This window comes from Cellulophaga sp. L1A9, from assembly GCF_009797025.1.
Lineage (GTDB): Bacteria > Bacteroidota > Bacteroidia > Flavobacteriales > Flavobacteriaceae > Cellulophaga.
The window spans coordinates 3,659,871-3,677,464 of record NZ_CP047027.1; the positions used below are offsets into that span (position 1 = coordinate 3,659,871).

Annotated in this window: 17 protein-coding genes; 4 read left to right on the top strand and 13 right to left on the bottom strand. The window is 33.4% G+C overall.

Annotated elements, in window-relative coordinates; all coding sequences use genetic code 11:
* From GQR94_RS16200 to GQR94_RS16220, 5 genes are all read right to left on the bottom strand, one after another.
* Positions 1-234 (bottom strand): hypothetical protein, encoded by a 234-nt coding sequence (locus GQR94_RS16200; protein ID WP_158976913.1) that lies wholly within the window; start codon positions 232-234, stop codon positions 1-3.
* On the bottom strand, positions 234-698 hold the full coding sequence (locus tag GQR94_RS16205; protein ID WP_158976915.1) for a helix-turn-helix domain-containing protein: 465 nt from the start codon (positions 696-698) through the stop codon (positions 234-236). The genes GQR94_RS16200 and GQR94_RS16205 overlap by 1 nt, the downstream gene beginning before the upstream one ends.
* A 999-nt stretch (positions 699-1,697) precedes the next feature.
* Positions 1,698-2,669, bottom strand: a complete 972-nt coding sequence (locus tag GQR94_RS16210; RefSeq protein ID WP_158976917.1) for an SH3 domain-containing protein — start codon at positions 2,667-2,669, stop codon at positions 1,698-1,700.
* A 363-nt stretch (positions 2,670-3,032) separates the two neighbouring features.
* Complete coding sequence (locus tag GQR94_RS16215) at positions 3,033-3,560, bottom strand: sigma-70 family RNA polymerase sigma factor (RefSeq protein ID WP_158976919.1); 528 nt, start codon at positions 3,558-3,560, stop codon at positions 3,033-3,035.
* Positions 3,561-4,352: 792 nt separating this feature from the next.
* A complete protein-coding gene (locus GQR94_RS16220; protein ID WP_158976921.1) occupies positions 4,353-4,946 on the bottom strand; it encodes a DUF6134 family protein in 594 nt (197 codons plus the stop codon).
* Positions 4,947-5,413: 467 nt separating this feature from the next.
* Here GQR94_RS16220 and GQR94_RS16225 point away from each other — a divergent pair, with 467 nt between their 5' ends.
* A complete protein-coding gene (locus GQR94_RS16225) occupies positions 5,414-6,688 on the top strand; it encodes a ribonucleotide-diphosphate reductase subunit beta (protein WP_158976923.1) in 1,275 nt (424 codons plus the stop codon).
* Positions 6,689-8,476: a ribonucleoside-diphosphate reductase subunit alpha gene (locus GQR94_RS16230; protein WP_158976925.1), complete on the top strand. Its 1,788-nt coding sequence runs from the start codon at positions 6,689-6,691 to the stop codon at positions 8,474-8,476. It begins immediately after the preceding gene.
* 1,373 nt (positions 8,477-9,849) lie between these two features.
* Here GQR94_RS16230 and GQR94_RS16235 read toward each other — a convergent pair.
* The 3 genes from GQR94_RS16235 to GQR94_RS16245 all read right to left on the bottom strand — a co-directional run bounded on the left by GQR94_RS16235 (position 9,850) and on the right by GQR94_RS16245 (position 11,947).
* A complete protein-coding gene (locus tag GQR94_RS16235) occupies positions 9,850-10,011 on the bottom strand; it encodes a hypothetical protein (RefSeq protein ID WP_158976927.1) in 162 nt (53 codons plus the stop codon).
* 135 nt (positions 10,012-10,146) lie between these two features.
* Positions 10,147-10,983, bottom strand: a complete 837-nt coding sequence (locus GQR94_RS16240; protein WP_158976929.1) for a hypothetical protein — start codon at positions 10,981-10,983, stop codon at positions 10,147-10,149.
* Positions 10,958-11,947, bottom strand: a complete 990-nt coding sequence (locus tag GQR94_RS16245; RefSeq protein ID WP_158976931.1) for a type IV toxin-antitoxin system AbiEi family antitoxin — start codon at positions 11,945-11,947, stop codon at positions 10,958-10,960. Before GQR94_RS16245 ends, GQR94_RS16240 begins: the two co-directional genes overlap by 26 nt.
* Positions 11,948-12,092: 145 nt before the next feature.
* Between GQR94_RS16245 and GQR94_RS16250 the strand changes: the two genes are divergently transcribed.
* Together GQR94_RS16250 and GQR94_RS16255 are read left to right on the top strand one after the other, a co-directional pair.
* Positions 12,093-12,680, top strand: coding sequence for a hypothetical protein (locus GQR94_RS16250; RefSeq protein WP_158976934.1), 588 nt, complete (start codon positions 12,093-12,095; stop codon positions 12,678-12,680).
* Entirely contained in the window at positions 12,664-12,801 is a 138-nt protein-coding gene (locus tag GQR94_RS16255; RefSeq protein WP_158976936.1) for a hypothetical protein, read from the top strand. The genes GQR94_RS16250 and GQR94_RS16255 overlap by 17 nt, the downstream gene beginning before the upstream one ends.
* A 227-nt stretch (positions 12,802-13,028) precedes the next feature.
* On the opposite strand, the gene GQR94_RS16260 is transcribed toward GQR94_RS16255, so the two are convergent.
* The 5 genes from GQR94_RS16260 to GQR94_RS16280 all read right to left on the bottom strand — a co-directional run bounded on the left by GQR94_RS16260 (position 13,029) and on the right by GQR94_RS16280 (position 17,590).
* Positions 13,029-13,391 (bottom strand): type II toxin-antitoxin system HigA family antitoxin, encoded by a 363-nt coding sequence (locus tag GQR94_RS16260; protein ID WP_158976938.1) that lies wholly within the window; start codon positions 13,389-13,391, stop codon positions 13,029-13,031.
* Positions 13,392-13,395: 4 nt separating this feature from the next.
* On the bottom strand, positions 13,396-13,692 hold the full coding sequence (locus GQR94_RS16265) for a type II toxin-antitoxin system HigB family toxin (RefSeq protein WP_158976940.1): 297 nt from the start codon (positions 13,690-13,692) through the stop codon (positions 13,396-13,398).
* Between the two features lie 78 nt (positions 13,693-13,770).
* On the bottom strand, positions 13,771-16,056 hold the full coding sequence (locus GQR94_RS16270) for an AAA family ATPase (RefSeq protein ID WP_158976942.1): 2,286 nt from the start codon (positions 16,054-16,056) through the stop codon (positions 13,771-13,773).
* Between the two features lie 213 nt (positions 16,057-16,269).
* Entirely contained in the window at positions 16,270-16,725 is a 456-nt protein-coding gene (locus GQR94_RS16275) for a DUF6730 family protein (RefSeq protein ID WP_158976944.1), read from the bottom strand.
* A 4-nt stretch (positions 16,726-16,729) separates the two neighbouring features.
* A complete protein-coding gene (locus GQR94_RS16280; protein WP_370458257.1) occupies positions 16,730-17,590 on the bottom strand; it encodes a relaxase/mobilization nuclease domain-containing protein in 861 nt (286 codons plus the stop codon).
* Positions 17,591-17,594: the final 4 nt, after the last annotated feature.

Here is a 17,594-nt window from a genome sequence, read left to right on the forward strand (position 1 = left end):
CTAGTTCAATAAACCAGTAGGAGAGTTGTGTAAAACGTTGTATTGCCTTACAGAACCAAAAGGGCTACCATTATCTGTGTGTATTTGTTTAGGAATACCATATATTCTAAAAACCCTTTTAAACTCTGCCTTAGCAGACTTTAAATTTTCTTTATAGTGACCTTTAGCAGAGAATAAAAATCGACTTCTAGAGTCTGCAATTGTTAATGGATGGCAATATATTTTATTACCCATTAAGAACTTTCATTTATAGTCAGCACTCCAAACTTCATTACATGATTCAGGGTCAAATATGGGAAGACTGGTCTGACTCTTCTCATCCGTTTTTGCGGACATACTAATCCGTTTCTTTTAAGTATATTATGAACAGTAACCACAGATGGGGCTTCTTGACTTGAAAGTTCTTTAAACAATAACTCTCTAATTTTTTTAGCTCCCCAGAGTTTATATTTCTTCTTTAATTTTAAAATACAATCAACGATATTCTCTTTGGTTTCATTGGGATGTTTGCCAGATGCTCTTGAATGCTCTTTTAGGCCTTCATAACCTTGAGTTTCAAACCGACTTATCAAATTATAAGCCGTTGGTCGAGAGATTTCAAAACTTTTACATAATTCTGTTATAGTATACTTTCCTGTACGCCATTCACAAATAAATTCGATTTTTTGCTCCATTGTTGTGTTTACTTTCCAAGGCATGATAATTTGATTTTTATCTCAAATTAACCCTTGAAAAAGTGTAAACCATGTGCCTTTAACTTTGTAAACGATGTGCCTTTACCATACCCTAATTATGGATAACGTCTCGTGTAAGAAACGTAGGGCAGGTGATAAACGATACGTTTCGGATTGGTACTAAGCCAAATATAATATTTTGCTTTTATCTTTTTTCTTGAAAATGCCAAAATTTTATATTTGGCGACTTTATAAATAAACACAAACCTTTCGGAAAGCCTAAACCGCCCTATGTTTTTTATGCACTGTGTGTGCCCAGCATGGGCATCTTTTGATTTACTGAAAGGTAAATAATTAATCTAGAGGGTGCAAGTCCCTTATGGGCAGGTGTAACGCCCTGAACCATTAGTAAGCTGCAAGGTTGCTAGTTGTGAGACTAGGACTGAAGGAAGCAGGACTACAAAACTCGGTACTGACGAACACTTTTTTGTGCTGTTTTACGTAGTAAAACCAAATGTCTGGTAGACATTTGAACAAATAAAGCGGTGATGTGGCTGGGAGATAGGAGGCATAATTATCTGGGTAAGCAACCACATCATTGTAACGCCCTAAAGAATACCAAAAAGATAATTATGTAGATACGGCAGTTATTGAGAGAAAGAAGATGTTCTTACCTGGGGAGATCTCTATAACCACGAGTTGGTATAGTAGAGAAGTCAGCAGAGGTCATAGTACTCACGAGAAACGAGTTGCAGCATATCTGCATAGGTCTCACAAGTGAGGAAGGACTGAAAGTAATCCTTTCTGAAATGCCAGATGGAGCATTAATTTTCGTTATTGGGTGACCGATTCCCTAGAAAATTTGTAGCCATTTGATAAAGTAAGAAATAGTTTTGATTGGTGTAAAGAGCAATTGGAAAGATGGGTTACTAACCGCCGTATACGAGACCCGTATGTACGGTGGTGTGAGAGGCGCACTCCGTTCCTAATTAGGGGCGGAGCCGTCTACTCGATTAGCAATAGTTAATTAATTTTTGTTTCATAATACTTGAAATGTTTAACCCATTTTTCATTTTCATAAGTTTTTGTATATCCTTTTATAATACAAGTATAGTTGTCACTCCATTTTATTTCCTCAATTTTCCATTTTTTTGAATTAAAGCTTTTATATTCTGTTAAGTACATCTTAGGTATTTCTCTTTTTTGTTCATTTATCTTAATAAGACCAATAAAACAAGATTCATCACCTCCATATATGAAATTGTAGTAATATATTAAATAATCATTTTTAGGTGAAGAAATAGGTTTTTCTACTGCTCCATCTCCAATTGAAATTATATCATAAATATTGTCAGTTATACTGTCAATTAAAATAAGTTGTCCAAAACCTAAGTAATCAGACGTAAAATTATTTTGTACTGCATAAAAACCAAATTCAGGATAATAACCTTTATACTCACTTCCACTCCAACCACCATTTTCTTTATAATCTTTATAGATTTTAAACGTAAAACTCTGATTTTTAGTTTTAATGGTAAAATGTGAATCGTTTTTTTCTATTTTTTTTATTTCTACAGGTTTAATGGAAAAAGTCTTATTAAATTCATCTTCAGTTATTTCTTCAAACTCTAATTTTGGAAGATTATTATATTTGTCAATATGACCAATTGAAATATAAGGTTTTTCTAATTTTAAAAAACCATTAAAAAGATAACCGTAGTTATTGTTTGTTTTAATCCCTTCAAATTGAGATAAATCCACTTTAATCCATTCACCTGAAATAGAAGTTTTATTGTCAAAAATTGTATCCTTTTTTTTGTTAGATTTTATAGTTTCTAATTTTGTGCCGAATAAAATTTTTCCAATAATTTCAGATTTTATACTTGATTCTTTTCTGATGTTTAAACCGCTTTCAGCAGTTACTCTATATATTTCTTGACTATATGTTTTAGTCATAAAAAATAATATAATAGTAAATGAGATAATTTTTTTCATAATTATTGCCAACACCAAAGCTAAGATTAGTGCGGAACCAAGGTAACTGTAAAGTTTCCGTCTTCGCGCTAAGACAAAACTTTTTGTTTGCGTTTATTTTTTTGTTTTTAAAATGTCAAATCAAACAGATTTGACGACCTTATAAAAATAGACAAACCTTTTAATTAAACACCAAACCGTCGCATTAATTATAGGTTTTGTTGTAAGACGTTTTTAATTTTTTTTTACAATCTGAGTTACATTGTGTTGCTAAGATATGACTAAGATCGTAAGCAACAGCTAAGCTTTTAGACGACTCAAAGTTTATAGCCTAAAGAAGAAATTAGTTGTTTTCTGCTTCAGTAGCTCGTTTAGAGGCTTTTTCTAGCTCGCTTTACAAGCAGCACAATTAGACTCCCCAATTAACTTTCCATTTTTATCAAACTCATATTTACAACATGTGTTGAATTTGTTCTTTAAAATATCCTTGCCCCTTTTAATTCTTACTTTTACATTTTCAAGACTAATATCTAATTGTGTGGCAATATCTTTTTGCTTTAGCCCTTTGATATAGATCAATTCAATCACTTGTTTGTAAATCTCCGGTAAATCATCTATGAATTTATCAAAGCAACAGACCGATTGATATTCTTGTAACGGCTCACTTATATTCACGCTGTTTTTCTCCACATAAATAGCTTCCTTCGTATAGTAATTGGCTATTTCGTTTCTAGCTATTTGAAAAATCCAAGCCCTAGCTTTTTCATCTTTTTTTAGTTTAGATATATTTTCATGAATTTTCAGAAAAGTGTTTTGGAAAATGTCATTTGTGGCCTCTTTACTTTTTGTTTTTTTTAAAATGAAGAAATAAAGTTCATCACTGAATTTGTTCCATATGTTTTGAGTTTTCATAACTGTAAAATAAATAAAAGCTAGTTAAAAAACTAGCTTTTCATGATATTAGCAACAAGTGCATTTAGTACATTCACATGTAGAACAAGAGCAATTACTTTCCATGCAATTTTTACAATTACATTTGGCACAGTCACAATTGGTGCATTTACAAGTATTCATAGTATTCTAATTTTTAAGGTTCAGTAAGTAGACCGATATACCTTAAAAAAGATACATTTTATTTTAAATTTTATTTTGGATCTTGAACTGACAATGCGTTTTTAATTTGAATGCTGTTGTCACTTCGAGTGAATTTGAAGCTTTTTCTTGCTTTAAATTAGTATCGAGAAGTATTCTTGTCACTGAGGTGATTCACTACTATTTTTGTTTGGCTAGGCTACACAAAAATCACTCGAACTGACAATGCGTTTTTTTGAATACTGTTGTCACTTCGAGTGAATTTCAAGCTTTTCCTTGCTTTAAATTAGTATCGAGAAGCATTCTTGTCACTGAGGTGGTTCGCTACAATTTTTGTTTCGTTGCCCTGCACAAAAACCACTCGAACTGACATTGCGTTTTTTTGAATGCTGTTGTCACTTCGAGTGAATTTGAAGCTTTTTCTTGCTTTAAATTAGTATCGAGAAGCATTCTTGTCAATGAGGTGGTTCGATACTATTGTCGTTTGACTAGGCTATACAAACATCACTTGAACTGATAATTTTCTTGGAATTGGTGCTTATTTCTAAGGTCCAATTTTTGAAATTACCATCAACAAGTAGGAGGGTAGGCTTATCCGCTTTTATCTAAAAACTATTCGCGCAGTTGCATTTCAAAGGATATGAGTCCGCCATCTATCACCGCTTTTTCTAAGACACCATGCTTATAATAATACTCATTTTCTTTGCCGTTGGCATTTATTTTCTTGTAGCCATGATTGCCTAAAGGAATTATGGTATTAAAACTACCGTCTTGCTCAGAATAACAATCTGTAACGTTTAAAGGTTCTACAAAGTACAATAAGATGGTAGCGTAATTAATGGTACTTTCTAGAGGAGCTTCCGTCTTTCCGTTTTTTTCAATGTGATACTCGTTCTCATGCCATTGGGTGAGTGTTTTTGCATGCGACTTATCATTTATACTAATGTTTACCACTGCTTTTTTTAAGAGTTCTGCATCAAAACTCACATCATATTTATAGTTTACAGCAAATTCTTTAATAAGTCTAAAATTAATAGTACTTGATGTATGGTAGGTTATTTTAGCATTCTTGCTGGTTTTCGTCGCTTTTAAACTTCCAATAGTTTTCTCTTTATAGATGATATCAAACCATAAGGTTTTGTTTGGAGGGGATTCTAGATTTCCTTGAACCGTAAAGAAATTGAATAGTATCAGGTACCAAAGCATAGTTTTGTATTTAAATAGTATTTCGTCTTAGAACATAATAGCTTACTAATTTAAACTCTTGACTACTGTTCTAGGACTATTTAGATTTAGACGTGTACGAAGGTAATTAGAATGAATTTATGCAATGCTGATGAATATCATTTAAACTAATAATTTTATTTAATTACGGGGTGAAAGCATATTGCTTCTGTAATTTAAGACGATACTACTTTAGTGCTCTTGTTCAGGATGTTGCCATTAAATAATATGGATTATGGTTTTTATGTATAAAAATTATAAAAAAAACAGCACTTCATTTACGCCTTTAAATAGGGGCTTCAACGCGTTGATTATAAGTCTGTTTAAAATCTTATTAAGGAATTGTTTATAAAATGTGGAAAAACAAAATGAAGGTATAGTGAAAAACCACAATATCTTATAGACCTTTGTATTCTCTTAGAGCAACAATTTTAATCCGTAGATATCAAATGAAAATAACGCATCTCATCAAGAGGGATTTTACTACAAAACCCTTTCAGTTAAATAAGATTTCAAATGCCATATTAAAAGCAATGACGACTGTGAATCATGGTGTTAAGGTTGATGCAGATTTGATTTCAAAAAATGTTTACGAGGCACTTTTAGAACGTGAAGAAACGGTTGTTAACTACACGCCAACAGTAGAAGAAGTGCAAGATTTTGTAGAAACCAAGTTGATGGAGGCTGGTTTTTTCGATGTTGCTAAAGCCTACATTCTATACCGTAATGAGCAGTCGCAAAAGAGAAAATCAAATATTTTTGAGAAGCGTATAAATTTAAAGCCTTACGAATATCCGGAACTTTATGAGTATGTTCCCGCGATTCGTCATTCTTATTGGATTCATTCTGAATTTAATTTTACAAGTGATATTCAAGATTTTAAAACACGCCTTACCGATACCGAACAAAGCGCTATTAAAAATACTATGTTAGCTATTTCTCAAATTGAAGTAGCTGTTAAGGGTTTTTGGGGTGATATTTATCACAAAATGCCAAAACCTGAAATAGGATCTGTTGGGGCTACATTTGCAGAAAGTGAAGTACGTCATGCAGATGCGTATTCTCACCTTCTTGAAATTCTAGGCTTGAATAATGAATTCAAGAATTTAAAGAAAAAACCAGCGATCATGAAAAGAGTGCAGTATTTAGAAACTGCCTTAAAAAACGCTAAAAGTGAGGATAATAAAGATTATGCGGAGTCTATTCTGCTATTTTCTCTCTTTATAGAACACGTTTCATTATTTTCTCAGTTCTTGATTATTATGGCTTTCAATAAGCATAAGAATATGTTGAAAGGGGTTTCAAATGTTGTAGAAGCAACTTCAAAAGAAGAGCAAATTCATGGTGATTTTGGAATTGATATTATTAAAATTATCAAGAAAGAAAACCCAGATTGGTTTGATGCAGATTATCATAATACGATACAACAAATGTGTAAAGATGCTTTTACAGCAGAAAGTAGTGTTGTGGATTGGATTTTTGAAAAGGGTGAGCTTGATTTCTTACCTAAGGATGTGGTAAATGAATTTATAAAAAACCGATTTAACAATTCGTTAGAAAGTATCGGTATCGAAAAAATATTTGAAGTAAACGAAGAATTAATAGCGCAGACGGAGTGGTTTGATGACGAAATTATTGGTACCAAACACGGCGATTTCTTCGTAAAACGCTCTATAAACTATAGCAAAAGAACACAAAGTATAACCAGTGACGACCTTTTTTAGATGAACGAAATAAACACGACTAAAGACAATAAAACGTCTACGACTACAGAAACCGAACAACTTTTAAAAGCAAGAAAAGAAGCTTTAAAAAATCATAAAGAAAATTCAGCTCCAGGATTTGAATGGTTAACAGAACATAGCCGTAATTTTTTAAATTCTGGTTATTTAACAGGTGGCGAAACCGCAGAGCAACGTATTCGTGAAATTGCAGATAGAGCAGAGCAGTTATTAGATATGCCTGGTTTTTCAGATAAATTTTATGGCTATATGTCTGATGGGTACTATTCATTAGCATCACCTGTTTGGTCTAATTTTGGAAAAGAAAGAGGTTTGCCAATTAGCTGTTTTGGGTCGCATATTGATGATGATATGGGGAATATTTTATATACCCAATCTGAAGTTGGTATGATGTCTAAAATGGGTGGAGGTACTTCTGGCTATTTTGGAAAAATTAGACATCGTGGGGCCGAAGTTAAAAATAACGGTCAGGCTTCCGGGGCAGTACATATCATGCAGCTTTTTGAATCTATGGTTGATGTAGTAAGTCAAGGTTCTGTTCGTCGCGGAAGATTTTCACCATACTTGCCTGTAGAGCATCCAGATATTTCTGAATTTTTAGAAATTGGTACAGAAGGAAATCCTATCCAAGAATTAACTCATGGAGTAACTGTAACCAATGAATGGATGCAGGCAATGATAGATGGTGATACAGATAAACGTGCTATCTGGGCAAAAGTATTACAACGTAGAGGAGAAATGGGGTATCCTTATATTTTCTTTAAAGACAATGCAAACAATGGAGCTGCAGATGTTTATAAAGATAATAACCATACAATCTATGCCAGTAATCTTTGTACAGAAATAATGTTACCGTCTAATGATAATTGGTCTTTTGTTTGTGTGCTATCATCAATTAATGTTATGCATTATGACAAATGGAAAGATACAGATGCTGTAGAAACTATGGTGTATTTTTTAGATGCTGTTATTACAGAATTTCTTGAGAAGTTAGAAGCGTATCGCGATTCAGAAAGACGAGAAGACAGACAAACATTTATGTTTATGGAGCGTGCTTACAATTTCGCAAAAGATAACAGAGCATTAGGTCTTGGCGTATTAGGATGGCATTCTTTATTACAGTCAGAAATGCTTCCTTTTAATAGTCAAAAAGCATACGATTTAAATAACGAGATTTTTAGAACTATAAAATCAAAATCATACAAGGCATCTGAAGAATTGGCAAGTATATTTGGTGAGCCAGCTGTTCTTAAAGGATATGGAAGACGTAATGCTACATTGAACGCAGTAGCGCCTACCACATCATCAGCCTTTATACTAGGACAAGTTTCGCAAGGTATAGAACCTATCTGGTCTAATATTTATGTGAAAGATATCGCAAAAATAAAAACAACAATTAAAAATCCGTTTTTAGTTGATTTGTTAGAAGAGAAAGGACAGAATGTAACGGAAGTATGGCATAGCATTCGTGAACGCGACGGTTCTGTGCAGCATTTAGATTTTTTATCTGATTTAGAAAAAGAGGTGTTCAAAACCTATTCTGAAATAGATCAGTTAGATATAATTTATCAAGCTGCAAATAGACAAAATCATATTGATCAGGGACAATCTGTTAATATTATTGTTCATCCTGATATGCCTGTAAAAGAGATCAATAAAATCCATGTAACCGCTTGGAAACTTGGTTTAAAATCTCTTTACTATCAGCATAGTATGAATGCAGCACAAAAATTTAAGCAGAAAAAAGATTGTGCGAGCTGTGAGGCATAACAACTATTTCTAAACTTAAAATAGAAACTGTTTTGCAAAATATAATAGGGGGTATGTACCTAATGTATTTTGTAAAACAGTTTTTTTATTCCCTAAAATTAAACAGTAGTAATTTTTTAGTTGCAGCTGATCAGGAATTGATTTAATAAAAAACTTCAGTAATTAGGAATTCTATTTAAATTACTTTTCTGCTAATTCTAATTAAACACTACTTAGCGAAGTAAAAAAGCAAAGTTGTTTTTTTAGCTTCTTTTAGCCTTCAATCCTTATCGGAAATACATAGTCCTAGATACTTATTATCTTTTGGTGCGCTACATCTATATTAAACCAAAAAAGTTTTTAGTGTAGGCTTCCCTAAAAATAGGACAGTTTATAATTCGAATTCACTAACTATAAATTGCAAGCTTAATTTCTACCGACAATTTGTCCTACGTTTATGAAGTGAATCGTACGAATCAATAATTTATTGAATTTTATTAGTCAAGGATTATCAGTATGTTGAGTGTAATAATTTTTAGTTTATGCTTAATAATCTATTTTTCTATGTTCTTTCAATGCCTGTAAACACTCGAAAAGCATGTAGAGAGGTATATGGGTACATCATGAACAAGGTCTAGCGTAAGAAACTGGCATTGATAGCCGTTGCCAACAAATTACTTTAACAGTCCTTTGCTATTGCAAAATCTGGCAGACCTTATGATGAAACTTACATTTGTATATTGCCTAAATAAATAGAAGATAAATCGAATAAAAAAGGCTCTTAGAACCTAATTTTAGAATCTATCGAGCCTAGAATAATAGTGTCTCAGATTAAAGGATAATTTGTTCGTTTTTCACCTCAGTTCTTTGTTATTTAGATTTTGTAAATACTCACAAAGCATTTTGATTTATGGAATTTATATACCTAATTTTATATATGCTTTTCTAAAAATGAACCAATTACATAAAATAGAAACTATCAGACTAGGAATAATAAAATATATTAAATTAATTTCATCAGGCGAGAATAATATTTTATCGTGTGTATTGTTTGAGAACATCCATAAATAATTTAATAAATAACTAGAAGATATTGAAAAAACATAAGCGATAAACCATTTTTGCTTTAGCTTAGTTTTTATTAAAACTAGCATCAGTAATAAAGGTATCATAAAAAACAAAGGTATTTGTTCTATCCATCCCATAAATCCTAAAGCAAACCCCATAAAAATAGTATATAGTGTATTGGAAAATAAATATGTTTTCCTATAGTTATGTTTTGCTTTCTTTTATTTGACAATCAGCAATTTACAATTAATTATTTCTCTTTTCATTACCCTTGTATTGATGTTATTTGTACTTTTATTACATCTAAAGTACACCTCAATACAATTTTACAGCAATAAGGTGTCAAACTCTTCGGTCTCTGTTTTTAGTTGTTTAAGTTTGGAGATTTCTACAACAGAAAGATCTTCCGTCTTTTTTAAAAGTTCTTTGATTTGTTCAGTAATATCTTCAGCTTCATTTTTGAGGTCTTCACACTTATCTTCATCCATAATAGCTTCTTTGAAATCTCCTGTAATTTATGAAAGCTCTCGTTCAAAACCACTAGAATTTTGAATTGCACTACATGGCAAAACATTAGTCGGAAATAATAAAGTTAGAATTATTTTCATTTATTAATTGTTATTTTATTCTTTAATACCTTTTTTAATTTCACTTAAAATACCTTGAACTTCCTGAAGAGATTTCTTCATATTCAAAGCAAGATTAATTTCGGTGGTGTTTGCTTTTGGTTTTTCGAGTATAGCATCTTCTAAAATGTTCATAATGGTTTGGTGTAATTTTTTATTCGAGGCTAAAATTGGTTTCATTTTTCTTCCTACAATTCTAGCTGCGGCTTTGGTCATTTCAAAATTATCATCAAAAAGGTCTAAATGGTTCTCATAAGCTTCACTTTCATAGAAATGCCAGCCATGATTCAATAGCAATGAAATGTCTTCTAAATCTTTAGTCCTATCTTTTTTATCACTCCAAGAAACTAATTTAAGAATGATAAGCCCAACCACAGGAGTTGTTGGTAATGAAAAACCCGCTTCCTTAATTAGGACTTCTTCAACTTGTTCACCAACCTCTTTGAAACCTAAAACAGATAGTTCCATATCTCTTTGGTCAAAATTTATTGTGTGATTTTGTTCTATTTCACCATAAGGCAACAGGTCTAATATAGTATTGGTTTTATCATACAATAACCGATATACTTCACTAGTTTTTTTGAACCCTTTACTACACAATTCCTCGAACAACATATTATATTTATCAATGTCCGGTACCATTACGGCAAAATCTATATTAGCAGTATTTCTTGTAGGTTTAATACCTATACGATAAAGTTGAACATCTCTCGCATTTGCGCCTATTAGATAATAGGTAATATTATTTGCTGCGAAGACCTCCTCTAAAATTTGATACACTTCTCCGTGATTAGCAAAAGAATAATCTTTATAAGTTAGGTTTGATATACTCATCAAAGATTATTTTAGCGGTTTCTATGTTTCTGTCATTACCGCTGTATACTAGTTCGGCGTAGACTAATAATGTATTTACAGCGATTTTACCTTTAGTTGTCTGAAATTCAATACTTTTTGGTTTCCAAAAAGGTTCGTAAACACTAATATTGCCGTCTTTATCTGGGACCATTTTAAAATCTCTCATTAGATTTTCTTTCTCTGTTGTAAATAGAGAGTATTGTGAAGAGTATAAATAATTTGTAATAAGTTTTGCGCCATACTCCCCTCCCCAACAGCTTTCTATACCAGGATCGATTTCATTTATTTTAAATTGCTCGGAATTTATAAATATATAGCTACCTATTTTGTGAGCAGGTAAGATTTTTTCATTAACTAAAGTAACCCACTTCTCTAGTAATTCCTCTCGTCTTACCAATTGATATTTTTTTTCAGTATTCTGTTTAACTGCAAAATCTTCATTCAAAAGACCGTTTATTGTTTTACTCACACTGCCTAATGATACTTTGCTTATTTCAGCTAAATGTCGATAAGTAGCATTTATTAGTTCAGGATTTTGAAGTAAATGAAATAGTATTTGTCCTCCTGATGGAGTAAAAACTTCTGAATATTCATTGTATACTGGTTTGGCGTTGTTTTTTTCAACGTATAGTTTAAGGTTGTCAAGATTTAAAAAGGCATTGCCAAAACTATCTATATAATTTATTTTTTTAGCTTTTAATGTCTCTTTTGCTTTAGGAGTTATGTATTTTGATGCTACTAAAACAGGAAGTTCTTGACTTCTAGTTTTTTCAAAATGGGAAATATTTTGTGGTCTTACTTCGTTTTTAAACTCTACAAATACGCGCTCTCCATCTATAGAATAAATTTTTTCAGAGGTTTCTTTACGATTTTCGTGGTAGAGCACTTCGGTATTAAAACCAAGGGCTTCAAAAAAATCATTTAAGTAAATTGTACTTAGCATTTGTTCAACTATTTTACATGTTCATGTTACATGAACAGTCAAATATAATGAAAATATACGATTCAAGATGGAAAAAATAACATTAAGCAGACAGGAATTATTTGAATTAGCATGGCAAAACCAATAAGTCAAATAATATAGGAATATGGGGTCACATATAGAGGTTTCAAAAAACCGTGAAGCTAACGATGATATTTGGAAAAATGCTTGTATATATATTTTAGAACATAAATTACAAGGCGTATTAGCACCTTTTTCACAAATGGCAGATTTTTATACTCTACTCGATGATAAAATAACAAACGACACTAAACATAAAACACGCTGGTTAAAAGGTGCTAAAAAATTGGTTAATTCTCTAAAAATAATGGATGGAGGTTTTACATTTGTAGCTAACGATGTAGAAACAATATTAAACGAATTAAATATTGGTATTTGCGATTATGCCATTACACAGTTTTACGAACTCTTTTATGGTAAATATAAAGACAACCCGCTCGAAAAACGACAAGATGCTTACGAATGGGATTTAGCTTTTGTACAACACGAACAAGGTGTAGTAGCTGTTCCTATTTATTCTAAAACCAATAAAAAAACCATTGAAAAATATCAAGATATGGCAGACCAAGATGCTGAAGGAGCGCACGGTTTAGGTGGTTGGGGAATAGATAAAGTTTTAAGAAGAAAGGTTATCCCTAAATTTGATGAACCTTGGGATGGTAAAAGTTACTGATGCTCAATTTAGAATTGATTTGCCTATGCTAATGCTTTGGTTAGATAGACATAAACCTACAGGAGAAAACTTTAAAGATAAGGTAGATAAAAATGGGTATTTATTAGATGAATTTAAATAAATAATTAAAAAGTATGAAGCCAAATAAATCAAATCTGTTTATACTAATTTGGGTAATCCATTTATTTATCTATTATTCAGTATTTTCTTTTGCCAATAGAGTGTCAATAAATGATTACAATACAGTATCTTCTTTTGCCCATAAACACTAGGGTAGGGGCGTTCAAGGTGGAAAATAGGTGAACACTTTTGCTTTCTTTTGTTAGGTTGATGCTTTCCATGCTATCTTTATTGTAGAATAATATCGCTATCAATATTCAATTTTTGATGCAAGGCTTTAGCAACGTTCAAGGTGATTTCCCTTTTTCCGTTCAGATAATCGCTTATTCTTGATGCACTTGTATCCAATAGCGCGGCTAAATCTTTTCGCTTTAGCCCCATTTCAAACATACGTAGCTCAATCATTTCGTGTAAGGTTGGTAAACCGATAGGGAAATGTATTTCTTCGTACTGTTCAATAATATCTGTAATCTCTAGAAACTCTTTTGCTAAAGGGTCATCCGTTGGGGTATTATCATCCACGACATCTATCAACTCTTCTAAGCGAAGATTCGCTTTTACATATGCTGCGTGTGTTATTAATTTTCCCATAATCTTATAAGGTATCTATATTCTTTATTTTGTCGTAATCCCGGTGATTGCCCACCCATCGTATCAATACTTTCTTAAACTTAAATCGTACTATGGCAACAACTCGGTAATTATTTCCTTTGACGTTAAAAACGAACCTTCCATTTCCAACGCTGTCAGCTGAATTGAAAGTGTTCTTTAAATCGGCAAAACTATCCCATTCGGCTTTATTTGCTTTTTTATACCAATCTTGTAAGGCCACTTTAGCATTGGTTTCTTTCGAAAAATACTCCCTTAGCTTTTTAAATGATATGACGTGCACTGAACAAATGGTGTTTATTAGAACGTAAATATATAAAATAAATTACATATTTGGTAATATATTTACATATTTTGTTATTTAAAGATTTATAAAGGAAATAGTTCTTCTGGAATAACCTAAGAGTTCTTGGTCATTTATAATTTGGGTCTGCCATGCGGGGTTTGTATCGTGATGAAATTGATTTGCGTAATCCAGTAAAGAGCGAAGCTCTACACGTTTTTGCTCTGGAAATACCTGATTCGGCGTGTTTTCTCTTTGTTGACACCTGCCAATAAAAGGACCAAGAAGTGAACCAGGGGGAAATATGTTTGGACAGGTTACCCGAACAAATGCCTCCAGCATCGGTCTTAAAGCAAATGCAATTTGACGTTCATTCTCATCATTGCCATTCTCGATAAAATCAGTAACAAGAGCGTAGTTTCGATCGTGTTCTGTAATGCTATCGGCTCGTACATCCCAATTTGAAAGGGTTGAAGAGGATCCCGAACGAGTAATTTTCATCGAGGATGGCGGCATGTTTTGCGCTGCGGTCCATAAATTACATAGAAAAGGTTTTGAGTGTGATAATACAATCACTTGTTCTACGATAGGTACAAGTTCTCTAATTTGTTGGATTGTGGTCAAAGTTCTATGGTCATCAAGACTTGTCATTGGATCATCAATAATCACTATCAGACTTTCCCTTGAAGGATTCATTTCAATTGATGCAAAAAAGAATGCTAAGGCTAGTGCATTTCGATCACCTGAACTAAGAGTTGTCTTAAAAGATGGTTCACTATCATTTGAGGTCGAAATAGGAACAGCAATATTCTCAATGAGCACATTGTAATTACAGCTAGAACCACCACGGTTGTTTACGGAACTTACATTATCAAGCCGATAACCTGCGTTAAATCTACCTAAGTACCTGTTGATTGCCTCCTGATATTGTGGAAATACCCTATTTCTATAATCATCCAAGGCTGCCCGTGCTTCTGTACGCTCAATTTCCGTGGCGTTTTTAAGTGTGATTTCCGAAGTATAATTGTCACAAAGTAATATTATGTCCTCGGTATATCTTGATTTGATAGCTCTTAAACGATTTAAATCAGCTTCCAAAGTTGAAATGTTCGAAGCAGCTGAACTTTCTTTAATGCGCTGTACCTCTTGGTTTGCTTCTTGAAAAATTGTGTTTAGTGCGGATAAGGCATTTCTCCTCAAATTATATTGGCTGATAATTTCTTCAGTTTCCGTGTCAATCCGTATAATTTCTAAGGGAGATTCCATTTTGGAATTTAGCAATGACTGAAACGCCTCGAAAGAGGAACGCCATGATTGCGTAATAGCCGCCGTATCAATATTTAGTTCTGGAACTTGAATAAATTCTGCCCAAAATTGTCTATCATCAGAAAGCCTCCTTACATTTCTTTCAAAGGCGGTCAAAACTTCAGTTCGATGGTTTGTTCTTAAATTGGCCAGCGCACTCGCAACTTCCTCCTTCAAGGCAAGATATTCTTGATTAAAAAATGATTGGTAAAGGCTTATTATTTGGGAATTGTTCAAATCTTGCTGGCAAAAAGGGCAATCTTCCAACTCTCCATCATTCACCATATTCACTCCATCTCCAACCCAACTTTCACTTCCTTCGCCTAGTGCATCAATATGATTTTGAACTTGTTCCAATGCAGTTGCTTCAATATCTGGCAAGACCCTTGAGAGCAATATGCCTAGCGTCTCCATCTCGAAATTAGGTATGGCTAAAGGAACAAATTCATTTCTTTGAGCGATTGCTGCAGCCTTTCTACCGGCAGATAGTGCTCTCTCAGTTTCTTCTATATCGCTGTCAATAGAATCAGAATTTTGCAACGCACAAAATTGATCTACTGAAAGACCATAACGCATTTGGGAAGTAATCTGAGCACCTCTTTCTCGCAAAACTTGATTGTGCCGTTCAATTCGGCTTACTATACTTTGCAGACGGGCATTTAAAGCAACTCCCTCCGCCCCAATAATAAGTTCGTGTAAATTTTGTCTGTGACCGGTTTCAACATTTGTCCCCGCATAGATATTATCCGTGACAAAATGGTCGTCGAAAACCAATATATTGAATAAAGTTTCGTTCCAAGAACCATCTTGGAAAACAGCACGACTTGAGTTACTATCTGTGATAACAACGTGGGGTTCACCTTGCCCGCCTAATCTTTTACGCTGTATAATTGGCAATGAATCTTGGCTACCCAAGGAACGAAGTATAGAAGCTAAAGTTGTTTTACCTCTACCATTCTCCGCATAGATCAAAGCAAGCTCTTGAAGATTAAGTTGAGAACCAGAATCTACTGAACTGAATTTGCCAATGTTTCTTATTAAGTTAATATTATCTAACATTTCATTTCTCTTTTATGAAAATTGAGGGGTATTACTAATAAATTGGGAAAAAATGGTTGTGGAAGAATGCGGCCTCGCAAAGTTAAAATTTCTTCTAACAAATGAAGGAAGAAACTCCCCAAATCTTACCCAAATACTTTGCGCGTGGATCCTGTCCGGTTTTTGTAGTGTTCCGGCAGATAAACGTTAAGCAAAAACCGAATAGGGCGCATCTTACTTTTTGCTTTTGGGTTCGCGCCATTCTTGATAGAGTTCACTTGCCGCTGGGCTGTCCTCGAAGAAAATCCTAAAATGCGCAACTGCTTTTTCTTCGCCTTGCTCGAAGGCTTCCTGCTTTAATTCAGAAATTTGAGATACTTTATAAACTGAAAACCCCAATACCAAAACAATGCAAACCAACAGCCCCCAGAATAATTTTATCGCCCACTTTGGAAACGTGATGGATTTTTTAATGTAGTAGACCACATTGGCCATCAGCTTATGTTGGTCTTCAACCGCTTTCTTTTGATGGTCGTTGTATCGCTTTAAGATAAAATCGATATCTGAAATATCGGCTTGTACTTTAAAGGTCATTAAAAATTTTTTTAATTCTTCCATTCGGTTAACCGAGTTTTCGAAGCCTTTGATTTCTTCCGTCAACAACTCTGCTATTTCATCCAATTTTGCCATAATCTTATATTTCCATTGCTAAACCAATTGTCTTCTTAATTGCTATTTTGATAAACCTTTTAGAAATTGTGGCTGCGATATTGGGCGATATACCAACAGTCTTGCCCATTAATTCTAACGTATTGTCCTTCACTATTTTTTGAGAAGCAGTTTTATCAAAACCAATTCGCTCTGCGATTCTTGACATTGACATGGAGCGGTGTACTTCACTTCCCTTTAGATTTTGACCTTTGTATGCAAAGCGAAAGCCCTGCAACCGATTTGATTTGTTGATGCTTGGAATAACTTCCACATTTCTTTGTTTCATGTATTTGATATACTGGTCAAAATCTTTGGGTTTCATTTCGGTTAGAACCTTTTCGTGAACTTGTTTTATTTCTTGTCGTACACCTTGAATTTCATTCAACCTTTCTTGCTGTACCTCTCGAACTGTGGTCAATCCCATTTGCTGTGCCACTTTTTCCGCTGCCTGTTGACTTCTTTTACCAATAAAGTTGTCTTTGTACGCCTTGCCATCAAAACCAATACGATTCACATATAAATGAATGTGCAAATGATTTTTATCCCGATGTACAAATGCAATCGCTTGTCGTTCTTGTAATTTCATTTCTTGTACAAATCGTTGTGTGATTTCTTTAAGTTGTTTGTCCTTCAATTCTTGTCCGTCTTTTATGGTGGGACTCAGCACAAAACTCATGGTGTTCTTTTTGCATCGCTGGTTTTGCGATTGTATAATTTTAAACTCTTGAGTAATCTCTTTAGGGTTGTCGCCCGCCAAATGTTCTCGATAGACAACTTTGGCTTCTTTTTCCTCATCCCAACCATAACTCATGGAAGCACCTGTGTGCGATATAGATTTTCCCATTCCT